Here is an 18,159-nt window from a genome sequence, read left to right as displayed (position 1 = left end):
GCGACCGTCAGCCCAGCAGGTCGGCGGCCCGGGTGAGCAGCCCGGGCAGCGCGCCGGCCACCTCCTCGGCCATCGGGTCCGGAGCCGGCCGACGCCGGGAGTGCTTCACGATCAGCGACCAGGTGGCGGCCGACTTGAAGCAGGCGAGTGCCTGGAACCAGCCCAGCGCCGGGACGTCGCGGCCCAGGTGCTCGGCGTAGGCCGCCGCGAGGTCGGCCGGCGTCGGGAGCGCCGCGGCGTAGCGGGTCCGCCGGCGGTAGGTGGCCGGGTCGGCGTTGATGAGGAACCACCCGAGGTCCACCCGAGGGTCGCCGACCGACCAGATCTCCCAGTCGATGACGGCGGTGACGGCGGGGCCCGTGGCCAGCAGGTTGCCGAGGCGGAAGTCGCCGTGGACGACGGCCGGCCGGGCGGCGGCCGGCTCGGTGGCGAGCAGCGCCTTCGCGACCGCCTCCCAGCCGGGCACGAGCGTCGCGTCGACGGTTCCCAGCGCGCGCGTCCAGCGACGCACCTCGTCCGTGAGGCCGACCCGGGGCTCGTCGGCGAGCCCCAGCGCGGCGGGGTCCAGCCGATGCAGCGCGGCGAGGGCGCGGGCGGCGTCAAGCATGCGGTCGGCGACGACCGCCGGATCGTCGCGGTCATCGCCGCCGTCGCGGTCGAACAGCGGCTCGAAGGAGGAGCCCGGCACGAACGACATCACGAAGACCGGCGGTACCTCGGGTGGGTCGCCGGGGTCCTCCCACAGGACCGTGGGCACCGGCACGGCGGTCGCCGCCAGCCGGTGCAGCAGCGACGCCTGGCGCAGCACATCACGGTTGCGCACCGGTTCCAGGCCTGGGGGCGCCGCTTTCACGACGACCGCGCGAGAAATGCCGTCGACGGTCGCGGTTCCCGCGTACGACAGGCTGGACGCGCCGCCGGACAGGCGACGCAGGCCGGTGAGTCCGATGACCGCGAGCCGCGACTCGAGCGTGCTCAGGTCGATTTCTATCGTCATCACTCCCCGTCGTAGGGCTGATATTCGGGAGACAGCATGTCAGGGCTGTGCGAAGGCAAGGTAGCGCTGGTCACCGGGGCGAGTCGAGGACTCGGAAAGGCGATCGCCCAGCGGCTCGCCGCCGAGGGCGCCACCGTGGTCATCACGGCGCGGACGATGGAGCCGGACGACAAGTACGTGGGTTCGTTACGGGAGACGGCGGAGGAGATCAGGGCCGCGGGCGGATCGGCCGTCGCGATCCAGTGCGACCTTTCTCAGAACACCGACCGCGAGCGTTTCTTCGCCGCGGCCGTAGAGGCCGCCGGCCCGCCCGACATCCTGGTGAACAACGCCGCCGTGACCTTCTTACGTACCCTTGAAGGATTTCCCGAGCGGCGCGCCCGGCTGATGTTCGAGATGCATGTGCTCGCTCCGATGCACCTCATCCAGCTCGCCGTCCCGGGCATGCGCGCCCGTGGCGGCGGCTGGATCCTGAACCTCACCTCGATCGCCGGGCAGCGGCCGGTCGGGCCGCCGTTCTCGGAGTTCGACCGGACCGCCGGATTCGGTGTCTACGGCACCGTCAAGGCCGCGCTCGACCGGCTGACCGCCGCCTTCGCCGCCGAGCTGTACGCCGACCGGATCGCGGTGAACGCGGCCGCGCCGTTCCAGCCGGTGTCCACGCCGGGCGCCGGGACGCTCGACCTGGCCAAGGAGGACACCGAGGAGATCGACCTGATCACCGAGACCGCGCTCATCCTCTGCACCGCCGACCCCACGACGACGACTGGCAGGGTCGTCTACACGCAGCCGTTCCTCCAGGAGCTCGGCCGTCTGGTCTGAGGTTTGAGGACCTGGGGTCTAAGCGCGCGGCAGACCGAGCAGCTGGCGACCGATCAGCCCTCGCATGATCTCCGACGCGCCGCCGGAGATGGTCAGGGCCCGGCCCCAGAGGAAGTTGTGGTGCCATCGGTCAGCCACTTCGGCGCCCTCGGCGTCGATCGACGCGGCGGACGCGATGATCTCCATGGCGAGCTCTGTCAGGGCGACGTTGGTCTCGGAGTAGGCGAGTTTGGCGACGGGCCCGTCGCTCGGGTGCTCGTCGTCGACGAGGATCCGTTCGACGGTGTCCCGGACGATGAGCCGGACCTCCTCGACACGGGCGAGCGCGTCGGCGAGCTTCGCCTGGATGTCCTCGTGCTCCAGTGCCGCGCTCCCGTCCGGGAGGCGGGCCGTGCGCGCGAGGGAGACCAGGTCGTCGAACATCCGCTCGAGCTGCACCGCGTTGGCACCGACGAACGCCCGTTCGGAGGCGAGGCCGGACGTGATCACCTTCCAGCCGCTGTTCACCTCGCCGAGCACGTGCTCGGCGCCGAGCCGGACGCCGTCCAGGAACACCTCGCAGAATTCGGCGTAGCCGGTCATCTCGCGGATCGGGCGCACGTCGAGGCCGGGGAGGCCCATCGGCACGACGAAGGCGGTGAGGCCGGCGTGCCGGCCCGCGGCCGGGTCGGTGCGGGCGAGGAGCAGGCCCATGTCGGCCCACTGGGCGTCGGTGCTCCAGATCTTCTGGCCGGTGACGAGGTACCCGTCGCCGTCCGGGTCCGGCTCGGCGCGGGTGCGCAGCGAGGCGAGGTCGCTGCCGGCCTCGGGCTCGCTGAACAGCTGGCACCAGACGTGCTCGCCGGCCCGGATGCGGGGGAGCAGCTCCCGCTTCTGTGTGTCGGTCCCGAACTCGATGATCGCGTGAGCGGCCAGCATTACCTGGTCGAGCGGGCGGTAGGCGTCGCCGCGGATCAGCTCCTCCATCAGCACGAGGTCGTGGATGGGGAGGTGGCCGGCTCGGCCGCCCCACTCGGCCGGCCAGCCGGCGCCCAGGTGGCCGGCCTCGTGGAGGGAGCGCAGCCAGCCCCGGATCGCCTTCTCCTCCTCCGCGTCCCGGGGGACCCGCACGCCCTCGCCCTGCATGGGCACGCCCCGCCCGGCGATGAAGGAGCGGACCTGTGCGCGGTACGCCTCGATGTCGGCGCCCGCCTCGACGACGTTCGCCTGGACGTCGTTCGTCCTGACGTCAGCGGCCATCGGTCCATCCCTCCACGTCAGCGAGTGATCTCTGGGCGGCGCGCGGGTTCGCGGCCAGCCGGGCGTCCTGATGGGCGCGGCGCTCGTAGAAGTGCAGCCCGTACTCCCAGGTGAAGCCGATGCCACCGGTGAGCTGGAGCAGGTCGTGCAGGAGGCGCGGGGCACCGGAGCTCACGCTCACCGACGCCAGGGCGACGTCGCGCCGGGTCTGGCTCGGCTCGTCGTCGAAGCGCCGGGCGGCCTCGGCGACGACGAGCGTCATGCCCCGCGCGCGGACGGCGTGGTCGGCGAGCCGGTGCTGGACCGCCTGGAAGCCGCCGATCGGCCTGCCGAACGCCTGGCGCTGTCCGGCGTAGGCGACGGTGCGGTCCAGCATCCGCCGCACGCCGCCGACCGCGTCCGCGGCGAGCAGCAGCTCGTACAGGGCGACGGCCCGCCGGGCCGCGTCGCCCGGCACGGCGACGCGGTGGCCGCGGCCCGCCACCGGCATGACGTCGGCGCAGGTCCTGGTGATGTCGAAGCGGTGGCGGGACGGGTCGGCGGTCCAGTCGGCCGGGTCGAGGAGGAGCACCAGGTCATCCCGCGAGTCGTCCAGTAACAGCAGCGCGTCCGCCCCCGGCACGCCGTCGACCAGCCGGGCGACCCGCTCGTTCTGGCCGACCCGCCCGTCCCGGCCGAGGCGTCCGAACGCGCAGACGCGCCGGCCGGTGAGGACGCCGGCCAGCAGGGCGTCGGCGACCGGGTCGTCGGCGGCGTGGGCGAGGGCGTGGACACTCGCCGTGAGCCCGGCGAACGGGCCGCCGTGCAGCGCGGCGCCGAGTTCCGTCGCGGCGGCGACGGCGGCGTCGGCCCGCAGGCCGAAGCCGTCCTTCTCCTCCGGTGCGCAGAGGGCGGGCAGGCCGAGCTCGGCCAGCATCGGCCAGCTCGTGCGCCAGTCGGCGTCCACCGCCGGCGCGAGATCCTGACGGGTGGTGCCGAGCGCGCCGCGCAGGGCGTCGCGGAGCGCGACGACGTCGTCGGTGGTGACGACATCGTCAACGACAGTGGTGGTCAGAACGGCGTCAACTCCCGCGCCTGGCTGGGCCGCCGAGGCCGACACAAACATCGACATTGGTATCGAGTTCGATATTCTGGTCGCTATGTGCCCGGCGTCAAGCCGGGTCCGACGATGATCGGGACACGCGACGTCCGGCCACCCGGCCGCGCGGAGACGACGCGGGAGTTCTCGATGTCAGCAGACCACCTAGGAGTGACATGGTCGACGGTCCGAGCACGCCGGGCCCCCTGTTCGTCGAGGCGCGCGGGGCCGTGCGGGTCGTGACGCTGAACCGCCCCGACGCGCTCAACGCCGCCGACGAGACGCTGCACCCGGCGTTGGCCCAGGTGTGGCCGGAGCTGGACGCGGACCCGGAGGTCCGCGCGATCGTCCTCACCGGGGCGGGCACGGCGTTCTCGGCGGGCGGCGACCTCGGCCTCCTGGACAGGATGGTCAAGGACGTCGAGCTGCGTGCCCACATCATGGCGGAGGCGGCGGACATCGTCCGTGGGATGACGTCCGTGCGGGTACCGATCGTCGCCGCAGTCAACGGGCCGGCGGTCGGTCTCGGCTGCAGCCTGGCCGCCATGAGCGACCTGGTGGTCATCGAGGAGCACGCGTACTTCGCCGACCCGCACGTGGCGCTGGGGCTGGTCGCCGCCGACGGCGGGGCCCTGACCTGGCCGTTGCTGACCAGCCTGCTGCGCGCCAAGGAGTTCATCCTGCTGGGCGACCGGCTGCCGGCGCAGGAGGCGCTGCGCCTCGGCCTGGCCAACCGGGTGGTCCCGACGGGGACATCGGTCACCACCGCCGTGGAGCTGGCGACCCGGCTGGCCGCGCTGCCCCCGCAGGCGGTCACCGAGACCAAGGCGATCCTCAACGGCGCGCTGCACCACGCGATGACGTCCTCGCTGTCGGCGGCGCTCGACCGGGAGACGGCGTCGTTCGACGAGCCGGCGTTCCAGCGCAACCTCGCGGCGATGCTGAGCCGGGCGGCCGGCCGGGCGAGCCGGTGAGCGCCCTGGCCGGGCTTCCGCGCGCCCCGGCCGACCGCGCCGCGCGCCACCGTGCGGACGGGCTGTGGGACAACCGCCTGCTCGCCGACGGCGTCGAGGCGGGCGCGGACCGCCGTCCCGACGTCGTGGCGGTCGTGGACAACGACCGCGGGCTCTCCTATGCCCAGCTGGCGACGGCCGTGGCGGCGGGCGTGACCGCCCTGGCCGCGCGGGGCATCCGGGCGGGCGACGGCGTCGTGCTCGTCAGTGGCAACACCCGTCATGGAGTGATCGCCTACCATGCGCTGCTGCGCGCCGGAGCGACAACGATCCTGCTGGACCGCCGGTGCGGGGTCGCGGACCTGCGCGTCGCCCTCGACGCGCTCTCGGCGCGGCCCCGGGTGATCGTGCCGGCGGCCGAGGCCGAGCGGCTCGCCGAGCCGTTGGCCGAGGCGGCCGAGGTCGTGCCGCTGGAGCTGTTCGACGAGGTGAGTGGGCCTCCAGGCGAGCCTTCCGGATCGGCCGAACCTTCCGAACCTTCCGAACCTTCCGGCTCGGCCGGCTCGCGGCCGCCGTCGCCGTGGGCGCGGGCCTGGGCGGAGCCCGACCGCGACCGCGCCGCGGTGGTGCTGTTCACGTCGGGCACCACCAGCCGGCCTAAGGGTCTCGTCCACTCGCTCAACACGCTCACCGCCGGCGCCGACAACATGGCATGGACCACGTCCGCGGACGAGAGCACCGTGGTCTTCCTCGTCAGCCCGCTCACCAGCATCACCGGCCTGTCGCAGATCCACCTCGCGGCGGACCGGCACGCGACCCTGGCGCTGGAGGACCGGTTCGAGCCGGAGCGGACGCTGCGCCAGATGAACGCCGTCGGCGCGACCCTGCTGGGCGGCGCGCCGGTCATCGCCGAGCGCCTGCTGCGGGCCGCCGTGGCCGCCGGGCCGGACGGCGCCGGGATCGGCCTGCGGACGCTGGCGCTGGGCGGCGCGATGCTGCCGCGCCCCCTGCTGGAGCTGGCGACGGACACCTTCGGGATCGAGATCGCCCGGGTCTACGGCTCCTCCGAGGCGCCCACCTTCTCCGGGAGCCTGCCGGGCGACGACCGTGAGCGGCGGCTGTCCGACGACGGCGCGCTCCTGCCGGGCAGCGAGGTGCGCGTCGGCTCCAGCCAGCACCCGCGGGAGGGCCTGTTGCGTGGCCCCAACCTGTTCCTCGGCTACCTCGACGCGGCGGACAACGAGGCCGCGTTCGAGGACGGCTGGTTCCGCACCGGCGACCAACTCGAGCTGCATGACGGCCGGCTGACCGTTGTCGGCCGGCTCAAGGAGGTCGTCAACCGCAACGGCCTCAAGATCTCGCTGACCGAGATCGACGCCGCGCTGGCCGACCTGCCAGGAGCCGTCGAGGCCGCCTCCTTCGGCATGCCCGACCCGTCGACCGGCGAGCGGCTCGCCGTGGCCGTCTGGCCGGACGGCGGCGCCGCCGTCACCCTCGCCGCCCTCGTGGCCCACCTGGTCGCCCGGGGAACGGCGACGCGCAAGCTGCCCGAGCAGCTCGTCCGCTGGGACGCACCGCTGCCCCGGACCGCCTCGGGCAAGGTCGTCCGGTCCCGGCTGGTGATCGAGACGCCCGGCAGGGACAGCGACCTGGCCGCCCGGCTGACGGGCGGCTGACTCCGAGACCCCGGTCGGGTCGCCAGCCCCGCGGCCCGACCGGTCGGAGATCATCACATATGTCGAAGTCGACGTCGATATTTACTACACTGGCGCCGTGACCGGCCTAGCGATCGAGGACCAGTTCGCCGTGCGCGCGACGCTCGCCCGGTACTGCCACCGCTGCGACGACGGCGATCTCACCGGCGTCGTGGCGCTGTTCACCGCCGACGGCGTCCTCATCCACGGCGACCGGACTGCCCGTGGCACGGCCGAGTTGCTGGAGTTCTTCCAGAGCACCCAGAGCAGACCCAGCCAGCGGGGCAAGCATGTGACGGTCAACGCGGTGCTGGAGCACGGTGGGAGGGGCCTGGTCCGGGTGGTGGCCGACTTCGTGTTCCTGCGCTTCGCGGGCGACCGGCTGGTTCCGGCGATCACCGGCCGCTACCACGACGAGATCGTCCGGGTCGACGGCGCCTGGCGGTTCGCCCGGCGCGAGGTACACACCCTGGAGAAACCCGGGTGACCGGCCCGGGCCGGCGCGGCACCTCGCCGAGCCGACGGCCGGCGCCGCAGCCAGCCGCGACGGGCTGGTCGGCCGGGCGACCGGCCGGCCAGGATGTTCCGTACACCTCTGACGGCCGCCAGGAGGAGTTCTGATGCTTCCCTCACCCGAGGACCAGGTGGCCATCGGCGGCCTGCTGGCCCGCTACTGCCTGACGCTCGACCTCGATGACGTGGAGGGCTGGGTCGGCCTGTTCACTCCGGACGCCAGCTACCTGGTGTACGGGCGTTCCTTCGACGGTCATGACGCGCTGCGCGCCATGATGGCCGCGGCTCCGGGCGGACTGCACCTCGGTGGACCGCCGGTCATCGACATGGTCGGTCCGGACGAGGCCCGTACGAGCCGCAACCTGCTCTTCGTCGACCGTTCCGACGGCGTCGCGCGGCACGCCGTATACAGCGACGAGCTCGTCCGGACCCCGGATGGCTGGCGTATCAGCCGCTGCCGGTGCCAGTTCATCACGCCGGACGGTCTGTCCGACCGGCCCGCGCGCCCTAAGAAGCCCGCCCCGAAAGCGTGACGGCCACCAGCCCCGCCCTGACGACGTCGCCCCGCTCCGCTGACGCTTGATTGTGATTTCTGCCCTCCGATGGTCGTGCCCGCGGCCCTTTCACGACCACCGGAGGGTGCGAACGGCGATCACGTCATGGGTGGTCGCGGTAGTGGTCGTCCGGGGTGGGCTCGGACCGGCGGGGACTTCCGCGGTTCGATAGCGACCCGGACGAGAAGGTGCTCACGGCGGTCTGATCCCTCCGGGCGGTCTCGCCAGTGGCGAATGTCGAAGTTGACATCGATATTGCTACATGGGACAGTGTATTCACCGTCAGCCCGGTCAGACGGGACGGCCCTACGGCCGTGGCGGGGGGCCGAGGCGGGTTCAGCGACGCCGGCGCTGCCTGCCCCGGCTCGCCCACCGGTCGTGCAGGCTCCTGGTAATCGCCGCGAGGCGGCCAGGGTGACCGCACGAGGGGAAACGATGAGCACCGATTTCCGCACTGTCGGCCGTGGGCTGTCGAACTGGGGACGTTGGGGGGCCGACGACGAGGTCGGCACGCTGAACCTGATCACACCGGCTCGGGTCGCCGCGGCGGCCGCGCTGGCGCGCACGGGTCGCGTCTTCGACCTCGGCTACACCCTCTCGGCGAACGGTCCGCAGATCGGGTTAGGGGGGCGGGTCAACCCCGTCCATCTCATGTCGATGACCGGGCAGCCCCCGCTCCCCGACGGTGCCGGGATCGCCGACGACTTCGTCTTCATGCCCCTGCAGTGCGCCACGCAGTGGGACGGCCTCGCGCACGTCTCCTACGACGGCCGCTGCTACAACGACGTGCCCGCATCGTCGATCACCGCGCGGGGAGCCGAGCGGCTCGCCATCGACCGGCTGGCGCGGGGCGTCGTCGGACGCGCCGTGCTCGTGGACGTCGCCCGCGTCCACGGCGTCGCCTGCCTGGCCCCGGACCACGGGATCGGCCCGGACGAGCTCGACGCGGCCCTCGACCGGCAGGGCGTGTCGCTGGAGGCGGGCAGCATCCTGCTCGTGCGGACCGGCTGGACCCGGAGGTTCACCGAGGGCTCGGCCGCCGAGTTCATGAGCGGTGAGCCCGGGCTCACGCTGGAATGCTGCCAGTGGCTCCGAGAGCGCGACGTCGCGGCCGTCGCGGCCGACAACTGGGCGGTCGAGCGGTATCCGAGCGGCGACCCGAACGCGATCATGCCGGTGCACTACGTGCTCATCCGGGACATGGGCATGACGCTCGGCGAGATGTTCGACCTGGAGGTCCTCGCCGCCGACTGCGCGGCGGACGGTGTCTACGAGTTCCTCCTGTGCGCGCCGGTCCTGAAGGTCGCGAAGGGTGTCGGGACGCCCCTCAACCCGCTGGCGGTGAAGTAACGCCGGTCCACCGGGCCCCGCTGGCGGCAGCCCGTCGCCGGGACCAGGCGGCTGTCGGCGGGCGGAACGAGCGGGCGGAACGAGTGGTCAGCCGACCTTGCGGTCCGCGCCCGCCCAGTAGCGCTGGCGCAGGGCCTTCTTGTCCGGCTTGCCGACGGCGGTGAGCGGGAGGGCGTCGGCGAACTCGACGCTCTTGGGGGCGTGGTGGGAGCCCTTGCGCTCCTTGACCAGCGCGGCGAGTTCCGTCGCCAGCTCGTCGGACGACACCGCCGTGCCGGCGCGGAGCACGACGACGGCCTTGACGGCCTCGCCCCATTTCTCGTCGGGCACGCCGATGACGGCGGCCGCGGCCACCGCGGGGTGCGTGGAAAGCACGTCCTCGATCTCACGGGGAAAGACGTTGAAGCCGCCGCTGACGATCATGTCCTTCTTGCGGTCCACGATCGAGTAGAAGCCGTGCTCGTCCTGCCGGGCGATGTCGCCGGTGTGCAGCCAGCCGCCAGTGAGGGTCTCGGCGGTCTGCTCCGGCTTGTTCCAGTAGCCCTTCATGACCAGCGGCCCACGCACGCAGATCTCCCCGGGCTCGCCGCGCGATACCTGGTGCCCCTCGTCGTCGAGCAGCGTGACCTTCAGCCACGGCACCGGTCGTCCGCAGGACGCCAGCCGGGACAGGTCGTCCGGGTCGTGCTCCTCCTTGCGCAGCACGAACACCGTCTGGGGCGCCTCCGTCTGCCCGTAGAACTGGAAGAAGACCGGCCCGATCCGCCTGATGGCCTCCCGCAGCCGGGTGGGCGACATCGCCGAGGCTCCGTAGAAGACCGTCTGGAGGCTGGAAAGGTCGGTCTGGTCGAGCCGGGGATGGTCGAGGATCGCGTAGATCATCGCCGGGACGAGGAAGACCGACGTGATGCGGTGGCGTTCGATGGCGTCGAGGACCGCGCCGGCGTCGAACCTGGGGAGCACGACCACGGAACCGCCCTGGTGCAGCACCGGGACGATGAAGGGCGCGCCCGCGTGGCTCAGGGGTGTGCAGACGAGGTGGCGCAGATCGGTCGGCCACTGCCATTCGGTGAGCAGGATCTGCGTCATCGCGGCGCTGCTGCGGTAGGTGGCCATCACGCCCTTGGGCTGCCCGGTCGTCCCGCCGGTGTAGGCCACCGCGGAGATCCCCTCCGCATTGAGGCGGGGCGCGACCAACGGCAGCGGGTCGTGGTCTTCCGCGAGCGCGCTCAGATCCTCGCCGACGTCGCACGGCCCGAACGACAGCAGCCGCTTCAGGGCCGGCACCCGCTCCTGGAGCCGCGCGGCCCGCTCGGCGAAGGACGGGTCGAACACCAGCGTCTCGATCTCGGCGTCCTCGATGACGTACGCGTGGTCGTCGAGCGATCCTAGGGGATGCAGCGAGGTGTTGCGGGCGCCCGCGACCATGTAGGCACCCATCGCGTACAGCACCTCGGGGCGGTTCGTGGAGAGCATGGCGACGCCGCTGCCGGGCCGCACCCCCTTCGCCGCGTAGACCTGCGCGTACCGGCTGATCCGCGCGCTGAGCTGGGCGCCGGTCAGGACGCTGCCCCCGAGGTGGATCGCGGGCCGGTCAGGGTGGCGGCGCAGCGCGGCGATCAGCAGATCAGGAAGGAAGGCGCCGCGGTACAGGTCCGCCGCCTCGTCGGGCAGTGCGCCGCTCATGGTGGTGCGACCTCCTGCTTCTAGGCCCGTCTTCCGCACATGGGTCCGTGACCTGCGGCGATGCATCGATTGATCAACATTGTCAGGCCGCTGACCTGCGGTGATGCGCTTATGTGCGGAGAACAGGTCTAGGCGTGTCACGTGGACACGTGGTCACTTGCTCACGTGGTCACTTGCAAACGTGGTTACTTGGCGGGGAACCGCTGCGCGGCGTCGAGCCGGATGTTCTCCCCGTTGAGATAGGGGTTGCGGACGATCGCCTCGACCAACAGGGCGAACTCGACGGGGCGGCCCATCCGGGGCGGGAAGACGATGCTGGCGACCAGCTTGTCCTTCAGCCCCTGGGAGGCGCTGAGCATGAGGTCGGTGCCGATGGTGCCGGGCGCGATGCCGCACACTCGGATACCCAGCGGCGCCAGGTCACGGGCGAGGGGCAGCGTCATCCCCAGGATGGCCGCCTTCGCCGACGCGTACGCGACCTGGCCGGCCTGTCCTTCCAGCCCCGCCAGCGACCCGGTGTTCACCACGACGCCGCGCTGACCGTCCTCGTCCGGCGCGTTCGCTCCCATCGCGGCGGCCGCCAGCCGGGTCACGTTGAACGTGCCGAACGCGTTCTTCGCCATCGTGTCGACGAACGTCGCCATGTCGTGCGGTGCCCCGTCGCGGCCGACGGTGCGCGCCGGGCGGGTGCCGCCGCCGGCCACGTTGACCACGATCGACAGGGTGCCGAGCGACCGGGCGGCGTCGATCGCGGTCCGCACGTCGGCCTCGGCGGTGACGTCGCCGACGATCGCCGCCGTCGCGGGCCCAAGCTGGGCCGCGAGGTTCCTCGTGCGCTCGCCGTCCCGGTCGAAGATCGCGACACCGATGCCGAGCTCGACGAGGTGGCGGACGGTGGCCGCGCCGAGGCCGCCGGCGCCGCCCGTCACGATCGCCGACGTGTCTGTCAGGTTCATGAGCCGCCTTCCGTGGCAAGGCCCGCCGTCAGGCTCACGCCCCCGCCGTCGATGAGCCTGAGGCAGTGGTCCGGGTCGGGCCGCGAGCCGTTCGTCAGGACCGTCCGTTCGCTCGCGTCGGCGGCCAGATGCAGGACCTCGGACGCCATGAGGTCGCCCGCGAAACGAATGAAGAAGGCCAGCGGGATGGTCGTGAGGCACAGGTCGGCCGGGCCGATGTCCCGCCAGCCCTGCCGCTGGGCCAGCGCGGCGGTCAGCAGCGTGCGCAGCACGCCCTGGCCGGCGATGACGTCGCGCTCGACGACCAGGTCGTCGAGCCGCAGCCAGGTCATCGCCGCGCCCTTCGCGCTGCCCTGGCGGTGGATCGTCTCCACGAGGGCCGCCCGGTCGGTCCTCGTGACGCTTCCGCCCGCGTGCGTCACGAGGGTGAACGTCGGACCCAGCGTCGTCCCCACGCGGTCGGCGTCACCGATCAGCTCGCCGGCGAGACGCTCACGGAGCAGCCGCAGCCCGCTGTGCTCGGGTGTCTCGACCAGTCGTTGCTCGATGAGCCGGAACGCCTGCAGAACATCGTCCTCGTCCGGTCCGGTGTCGGTCGTCATGCGTGGTCTCCCACTGCTCCGGTGCGACGTCAGGCCCGCGGCGGCGCGCCGGGTCGCAACAGAATCTATTGACTGTCTCATGCTGAGTCGATTGATTGCTCCTGTCTCGCCATGCGACCAGGCTTGGCCCGACGGCGCACCAACGCGGGTTCACGTCCCGATCTGGCCGGCGGCTTGCGGTGCCACTGGTTGGTGCCCGTCCACTTCTTGAGGGAGATAAGACATACATGCCATAGTGTGTCGCCATGCGACATGCGTGTCGTCGTGAGTCGCAGTCGCGCTGCGTCGTAAGGGGACAGGACAGATGGCACCTAAGGACATCGGCGCGCTGCGTGGCGCCGACGAGACCCTCAACCATCAGTTAGCGGACACGTTCGCCACCGTGGCGGAGTCCGATCTCGCCTGGACCGAGAAGATCTGGGGCTCGCTGGCGAGCACCGACGGATCCCTGCAGGTCGACTTCGGGCTGGGCAAGTACCACAACCGGGGCATCATCGACGGCTTCGCCGGCGTCTCCCGGGGCCGTGCGCAGTGGACGGTCCGAGGCAGCCGGGAACTGCGGAGCGACCCGGAGGAGACGGCCGTCGGCCCGATCCACTACGAGATCGTCGCGCCGCTGAACCAGGTGCGGTTCCGGCTGGAGCCCAACGACGTCCAGCCCATCTCCTTCGACCTCGTCCTGTCCGGGGTGACGCCGCCGTTCTTCGAGGACCGCAACCTCGTCCGCAACCGTCGCACCGGCCGGGTGGACGTCAACGTCATCCGCTACCACCAGGGCGGCTGGGTGTCGGGCACCGTGACGGTCGACGGCGAGACCCACGAAGTCCGCCCCGAGGCGTGGTTCGGCTACCGGGACCACTCGTGGGGTGTCCGGCAGGCCGTCGGGGCGCCGCCGACGGACCTGATCCGGAGCCGGACGCCGCGACAGGAGACACAGGTCAAGGGCGGCATGAAATGGACGCCGGCCTTCCTGCGCCGGCCCGACGGCTCCTACTACGAGACCGCTATCTTCATCGCCGAAGGCGCCTGGGGATACACCTCCGCCTATCTGAACTCCTCCGACGGCACCCAGCTGAAGATCCGCGACGCCGAGCCGCGCATCGAGTACGACACCCGTACGCGGTTCGTGAAGGGCGGGGAGCTGCGCCTCACGATGGACTCCGGCGAGAAGCGGGTCATCGAGGTCGAGGCCCTGGGCGAGTCCGGCTTCTTCCTGAAGACCGGGGGATACGGCTCGTGGGGTGGGCACATCCACGGGTCGTGGCTGGGAAAGCTGCACCTCGACGGCGAGTACTTCGAGGACTGCTGGAGCGAGGAGAACCTGGGCGTCCTCGGCCAGCTTCGCGACACGCCGGTCCGGGTCCGGGAGGGCGACGCGGTGGGCTACGGCATCCTGGAGAGCCTCATCTACGGCGAGTGGCCCGAGCTCGGCCTGACGGCGGACTCCGACCACCAGGTGTCCTTCGCGTGACGGGCGCGACGACGGCGACGGCCGCCGAACGGCGGGTCAACGTTCTCGACCCCGAGTTCTACGTGGACCCGTGGGACTCGTACCGCTGGCTGCGCGACGAGGCCCCGGTCTTCTGGGACCCGGCACAGAAGCTGTGGGTCGTCTCCCGTTTCCAGGACGTCCTGGCGGTGGAGAAGGACGGCGCCCGGTACTCGTCGTTCTACGGCTCCCGGCCGCACATCGACCTGCGCGAAGACCAGTCCATGATCAATATGGACGACCCGGACCACCAGGCCCAGCGCAACGTGGTGGCCCGGCGCTTCACGCCGCGCGCGGTGCGCAGTCACGAGCAGCATGTCCGCGGCCTGGTCTCGGAGATCCTCGACGCCGTGACACCGCTGGGGGAGTGCGAGGCGATCGAGTCCATCGCCTCGCGGCTTCCCGCCATCGTGATCGGCGACCTGCTCGGGTACCCGCGGGAGATGTGGGAACGGGTCCGGTACTGGTCGGAGCAGATCATGCTGCTGTCCGGCAAGACGTCGCCGGACGGCCCGCCGCACGTCACCCACCCCGGGCTCATCCCCGTCATCAAGGACTTCATCAGGACCACCGCGCAGATCATCGAGGCCCGCCGAGCGGAGCCCCGCGATGATCTCATCTCGCTGTGGGTGACGACCCCGGAGTGGGACACCAGGCGCGTTCTCGACGAGACCATCCTTGTCCTCGACGGCGGGGCGGAGACGACCCGGACCGTGATCGGCACGATGATCCGTGACCTCGCGTTGTACCCCGAGCAGCGGCGGCTGCTGCGGGAGCGGCCCGAGCTGCTCGCGCACAGCGCGGTCGAGGAGTTCATCCGGTGGGTGTCGCCCGTCCTGAACATGAGGCGCACCGCGACGGAGGACCACGAGCTGCACGGGCAGCACATCCGCGAGGGTGACGAGATCCTGCTGCTCTATCCCGCCGCGAACCGTGACCCACGGGCCTTCACCGACCCTGACGTTCTCGACGTGTCGAGAACGTCCGCGCGGCATCTCGCCTTCGGATTCGGTACCCACGTGTGCCTCGGCGCCCATCTCGCCCGCCTCGAGATCCGGGTGATGTTCGAGGAGCTGCTGCGCAGGATGCCGGACTGGGAGCTGGTCGACCCGGACGAGCCCGCGATCCTTCCGGCCACCTTTGCCAGGGCGTACGACCGCATCCGCATCCGCTTCACCCCGAGCTGACCACGGCTCACCCGAGCTGACCGGCCGCGAACACAGGGAGCATGTCGAGCGATGCGAACCGAGGACGCTCTCGAGCGGCTCACCTCATGGTTACGGGAGCGGATCCCGTCCGCGACCGACGTCCGGGTCGAGAATTCCAGCCGCGTCACCTTCGGCCACTCGGCGGAGATGCTGATGCTGGCGCTCGCCTGGCGCACCGGAACCGAGCATCATCGCCGGGATGTCGTGCTGCGCCTGCGCCCGCCGTTTCCGGGCCTGCTGGAGCCGTACGACATGACCCGGCAGTTCACCATCCTGCGGGCACTGGAGAACACCGACGTCCGCGGTCCCGCCGTGCTGTGGCTCGACGAGTCGGGCGAGGTGCTCGGGCGGCCGTTCTACGTGATGGAACGGGTCGTTGGGGACGTCTACGAGCAGGAGACACCGACGGAGTTGGTGGAGCGTCCGGCGACGCTCCACCGTATGACCCAGGCACTCGTCGAGCAGCTCGCCGCGATCCACTCGGTGGACCTGTCCGGTACGGGCCTTGCGGCCCTGGGCGACGGCCGGTCGTATGTCGACGACCAGCTCGACCACTGGACGGCCGAGATGCGCCGGGTCCAGCGCGCCGAGCTCCCGTCGCTGGAACGGCTGCTCACCGAGCTGCGGGACCGGAGGCCCACTGCGTCCGAGCGCGTCACCCTGGTTCACGGCGACCCGAAACCCGGGAACTTCGCGTTCGTCGACGGCGAGGTGACCGGAGTGTTCGACTGGGAGATGGCCGGGATCGGGGACCCGCTCGCCGACGTCGGATACCTCGACCTTCTCTGGAAGACACCCGTCTTCTTCACGAGCCGGCCGTCGGCCCTGACCGCCGACGAGGCGCTCGCGTACTACGAGGAGCTCACCGGCATACCGGTCCGGCATCGAGAGTGGTACCGGGCGTTCCAGTCGTTCAAGACCTGCGTGATTCTTCTCGTCGGCGCCATGCTGTTCGACGCGGGCGACACGGACGACCTCAGGTTCGGCCTGATGGGGATGGGTATTCCGCCCTACACCCGGCGGGCGCTGCGCGGATTCGGCATAGACGAGCCGCTGCCTTCCGGGCCCGTCGAGCCGCGGCCGGAGCGTCTCCTGGCGGTCCGTGGGACCTCCGCGGGCCCAACTCGCTGACCACCATCGGACGTGAGCCGACGAGCCCGCGATCAAGGAAGACGGAGGCATGGAGATGACGAACGAGGTTGACGGGCTGTCGGTGCTGGTCACGGGCGGCGGTACCGGCATCGGCGCGGGCATCGCGCGGCGGCTGGCGGCCGAGGGCGCCTGGGTCACCGTCTGCGGCCGCACGCAGGCCTCCCTGCGGTCCACGGTGGACTCGATCAACGACGAGGCCGGCCGTGAGGCGGTCCGATACGAGATCGCGGATGTCACCAGCGAGCCGGATGTCCAGCGGGTCATCGAGGCCGCGGCCGGCTGGCGCCAACGCCTCGACGGTGTGGTCGCGAACGCCGGCGGCGGTGGCGCGCTGGCGCCTCTACATGCCCAGAAGGTCGACGAGTTCACCCGCGTCCTCACACTGAACGTCGTCGGCACGCTGCTGCTGGTCAAGCATTCGGTTCCGCTGTTCGCCCGGGCCGGCGTGGGCTCGTTCGTCGCCATCTCCTCCATCGCCGGGCACGTCACCCACCCCTACTTCGGGGCCTACCCGGTGGCGAAGGCCGCCGTGGAGGAGCTCATCCGCAACGCCGCCGACGAGTACGGGGCCGCGGGTATCCGGTTCAACGCCGTCCGCCCGGGACTCACGTCGACGGAGATCATGAGCTGGGCGACACCGGGCTCGCCGGTCTACGAGAGCTACGACGAGAACACCCCGCTCGGAGGCGCATCCGATGTCGACGACGTCGCGCAGCTCGTCAGTTTCCTGCTGTCGTCCCGCGCCGGGCGGGTGACCGGGCAGATCGTCAACGTTGACGGCGGCCTCAGCCTGCGCCGGGGCCCGGACTACTCGGCCCTGGTCGCGCCCCGGTTCGGGGGGAGGGACGCCCTGCTGGGGAAGGCGGAACCGGCCCGCGCCGGACCGTGAAACGGGCGACGAGTGGCTGGACGATGCGCGTCGGGTCTCCCGCCAAGGCGTTCCCGCCGGGCGTCGGGCCTGCCGTGCGCGGCGCGGTGCGCGGCGGTCCGCTCCCACCGCGGGCCGTGCGGGCCACGGACTGGTCGGGGGTGTCGGCCCATGTCACGGGGACGGACGGATGCCGCGCCGCCTCTACCATGGCTCCATGACGGTGGTCGCCGAAGAGGATGGCGCGGGACAGCGCACACCAGGATGGTGGGGGAGCGACAGCGCGCTGCTCGACGACGAGGAGGCACGCCGGCGCCTGGTCGCGGCCACGGGTCGCTGCCTCGCGCGGCGGGGCACCAGCCGGATTCGCGTCGAGGAGGTGGCCGTCGAGGCCGGCGTCTCCCGCTCCACGGTCTACCGGTACTTCAAAGGCCGCAATGAACTGATCCTCGCTGTTCTGCTGAGCAGGGTCGACGTCGCCATGCAGGGCGTTGTCAGCTCTCTTCCGCGGCCAGAAGACGCGTCGAGCTCGATCTGTGACGTGTTCCTGAAGTGCACGGACCTGATCAACGGTGACGCCATCAACGAGGCGCTCTTCGCCACGGGAAGCCGACCGCTCGCGGAGTCGCTGGAACTGACCGAGGAACCCATCGTCGACGCCGTGTACCGCCACCTCCGGCCGCTCCTGCGGCAGTGGCAGGAGGGCGGACAACTCGCCGCCGACCTGGACCTCAAGGAGACCGTCCGCTGGATGATGGCCGCGGGCGTCATCATCATGAGCCCCCCGTGGTCCAGCTGGTCGCCGGCAGGGAAGCGGGAGTTCGTCGACAGATACATCGTGCGCGCACTCGTCGGTCCGTACAGCGCGCGGGAGACCAACAACGCCTGATCCGAGGCAAGGAAGTAGACGACGCTCGCGATCTTGTTGGCTCCGCGAACCGGCCCAGCGGCGCGTTCTCGACGCGAGCGACGCGGTCACGGTGTGCCGGAGGGCGGGC

At 71.5% G+C, this 18,159-nt stretch carries 17 protein-coding genes; 11 read left to right on the top strand and 6 right to left on the bottom strand.

Going from position 1 to position 18,159, the window contains the following annotated elements; translation table 11 throughout:
• Positions 1 to 7 precede the first annotated feature (7 nt).
• Positions 8 to 997 (bottom strand): phosphotransferase family protein, encoded by a 990-nt coding sequence (locus QOZ89_RS26965; RefSeq protein WP_071048847.1) that lies wholly within the window; start codon positions 995 to 997, stop codon positions 8 to 10.
• Positions 998 to 1,033: 36 nt separating this feature from the next.
• Between QOZ89_RS26965 and QOZ89_RS26960 the strand changes: the two genes are divergently transcribed.
• Positions 1,034 to 1,819, top strand: a complete 786-nt coding sequence (locus QOZ89_RS26960) for an SDR family NAD(P)-dependent oxidoreductase (protein ID WP_071048819.1) — start codon at positions 1,034 to 1,036, stop codon at positions 1,817 to 1,819.
• A gap of 18 nt (positions 1,820 to 1,837) precedes the next feature.
• Here QOZ89_RS26960 and QOZ89_RS26955 read toward each other — a convergent pair whose 3' ends face one another.
• Entirely contained in the window at positions 1,838 to 3,058 is a 1,221-nt protein-coding gene (locus QOZ89_RS26955; RefSeq protein ID WP_071048818.1) for an acyl-CoA dehydrogenase family protein, read from the bottom strand.
• A complete protein-coding gene (locus tag QOZ89_RS26950; protein ID WP_071048846.1) occupies positions 3,048 to 4,163 on the bottom strand; it encodes an acyl-CoA dehydrogenase family protein in 1,116 nt (371 codons plus the stop codon). Before QOZ89_RS26950 ends, QOZ89_RS26955 begins: the two co-directional genes overlap by 11 nt.
• A 149-nt stretch (positions 4,164 to 4,312) precedes the next feature.
• On the opposite strand from QOZ89_RS26950, the gene QOZ89_RS26945 reads away from it, so the two are divergent.
• The 5 genes from QOZ89_RS26945 (at position 4,313) to QOZ89_RS26925 (ending at position 9,200) form a co-directional block, all read left to right on the top strand.
• Complete coding sequence (locus QOZ89_RS26945) at positions 4,313 to 5,110, top strand: enoyl-CoA hydratase/isomerase family protein (RefSeq protein WP_071048817.1); 798 nt, start codon at positions 4,313 to 4,315, stop codon at positions 5,108 to 5,110.
• The gene (locus QOZ89_RS26940) at positions 5,107 to 6,765 is read left to right on the top strand and encodes a class I adenylate-forming enzyme family protein (protein WP_312626122.1); all 1,659 of its coding nucleotides are present in this window, start codon (positions 5,107 to 5,109) and stop codon (positions 6,763 to 6,765) included. The genes QOZ89_RS26945 and QOZ89_RS26940 overlap by 4 nt, the downstream gene beginning before the upstream one ends.
• A gap of 97 nt (positions 6,766 to 6,862) precedes the next feature.
• Positions 6,863 to 7,270, top strand: a complete 408-nt coding sequence (locus QOZ89_RS26935) for a nuclear transport factor 2 family protein (RefSeq protein WP_071048815.1) — start codon at positions 6,863 to 6,865, stop codon at positions 7,268 to 7,270.
• Positions 7,271 to 7,403: 133 nt separating this feature from the next.
• Entirely contained in the window at positions 7,404 to 7,829 is a 426-nt protein-coding gene (locus QOZ89_RS26930) for a nuclear transport factor 2 family protein (protein WP_071048814.1), read from the top strand.
• A gap of 456 nt (positions 7,830 to 8,285) precedes the next feature.
• Positions 8,286 to 9,200: a cyclase family protein gene (locus QOZ89_RS26925; RefSeq protein ID WP_071048813.1), complete on the top strand. Its 915-nt coding sequence runs from the start codon at positions 8,286 to 8,288 to the stop codon at positions 9,198 to 9,200.
• Between the two features lie 87 nt (positions 9,201 to 9,287).
• Here the strand turns inward: QOZ89_RS26925 and QOZ89_RS26920 are convergent, their stop codons facing one another.
• From QOZ89_RS26920 to QOZ89_RS26910, 3 genes are all read right to left on the bottom strand, one after another.
• Positions 9,288 to 10,886 carry an AMP-binding protein gene (locus QOZ89_RS26920; protein ID WP_312626116.1) on the bottom strand — a complete coding sequence of 533 codons (1,599 nt, stop codon included), beginning with the start codon at positions 10,884 to 10,886 and terminating at the stop codon, positions 9,288 to 9,290.
• 185 nt (positions 10,887 to 11,071) lie between these two features.
• Positions 11,072 to 11,842 (bottom strand): SDR family NAD(P)-dependent oxidoreductase, encoded by a 771-nt coding sequence (locus QOZ89_RS26915; protein WP_312626114.1) that lies wholly within the window; start codon positions 11,840 to 11,842, stop codon positions 11,072 to 11,074.
• Positions 11,839 to 12,444 (bottom strand): hypothetical protein, encoded by a 606-nt coding sequence (locus QOZ89_RS26910; RefSeq protein ID WP_071048811.1) that lies wholly within the window; start codon positions 12,442 to 12,444, stop codon positions 11,839 to 11,841. The genes QOZ89_RS26915 and QOZ89_RS26910 overlap by 4 nt, the downstream gene beginning before the upstream one ends.
• A 304-nt stretch (positions 12,445 to 12,748) precedes the next feature.
• On the opposite strand from QOZ89_RS26910, the gene QOZ89_RS26905 reads away from it, so the two are divergent.
• From QOZ89_RS26905 to QOZ89_RS26885, 5 genes are all read left to right on the top strand, one after another.
• The gene (locus tag QOZ89_RS26905) at positions 12,749 to 13,915 is read left to right on the top strand and encodes an Rv3169 family protein (protein WP_312626112.1); all 1,167 of its coding nucleotides are present in this window, start codon (positions 12,749 to 12,751) and stop codon (positions 13,913 to 13,915) included.
• Positions 13,912 to 15,120, top strand: coding sequence for a cytochrome P450 (locus QOZ89_RS26900; RefSeq protein WP_312626110.1), 1,209 nt, complete (start codon positions 13,912 to 13,914; stop codon positions 15,118 to 15,120). The genes QOZ89_RS26905 and QOZ89_RS26900 overlap by 4 nt, the downstream gene beginning before the upstream one ends.
• Before the next feature lie 51 nt (positions 15,121 to 15,171).
• A complete protein-coding gene (locus QOZ89_RS26895; RefSeq protein WP_071048808.1) occupies positions 15,172 to 16,272 on the top strand; it encodes a phosphotransferase family protein in 1,101 nt (366 codons plus the stop codon).
• A gap of 55 nt (positions 16,273 to 16,327) precedes the next feature.
• Positions 16,328 to 17,182, top strand: a complete 855-nt coding sequence (locus QOZ89_RS26890) for an SDR family oxidoreductase (protein WP_071048844.1) — start codon at positions 16,328 to 16,330, stop codon at positions 17,180 to 17,182.
• 196 nt (positions 17,183 to 17,378) lie between these two features.
• Positions 17,379 to 18,050, top strand: a complete 672-nt coding sequence (locus QOZ89_RS26885; RefSeq protein WP_071048843.1) for a TetR/AcrR family transcriptional regulator — start codon at positions 17,379 to 17,381, stop codon at positions 18,048 to 18,050.
• The last annotated feature ends 109 nt before the right edge of the window (positions 18,051 to 18,159 follow it).

The organism is Pseudofrankia coriaricola, from assembly GCF_032027725.1.
GTDB lineage: Bacteria > Actinomycetota > Actinomycetes > Frankiales > Frankiaceae > Pseudofrankia.
This window is presented reverse-complemented; position numbering and strand designations above follow the sequence as displayed.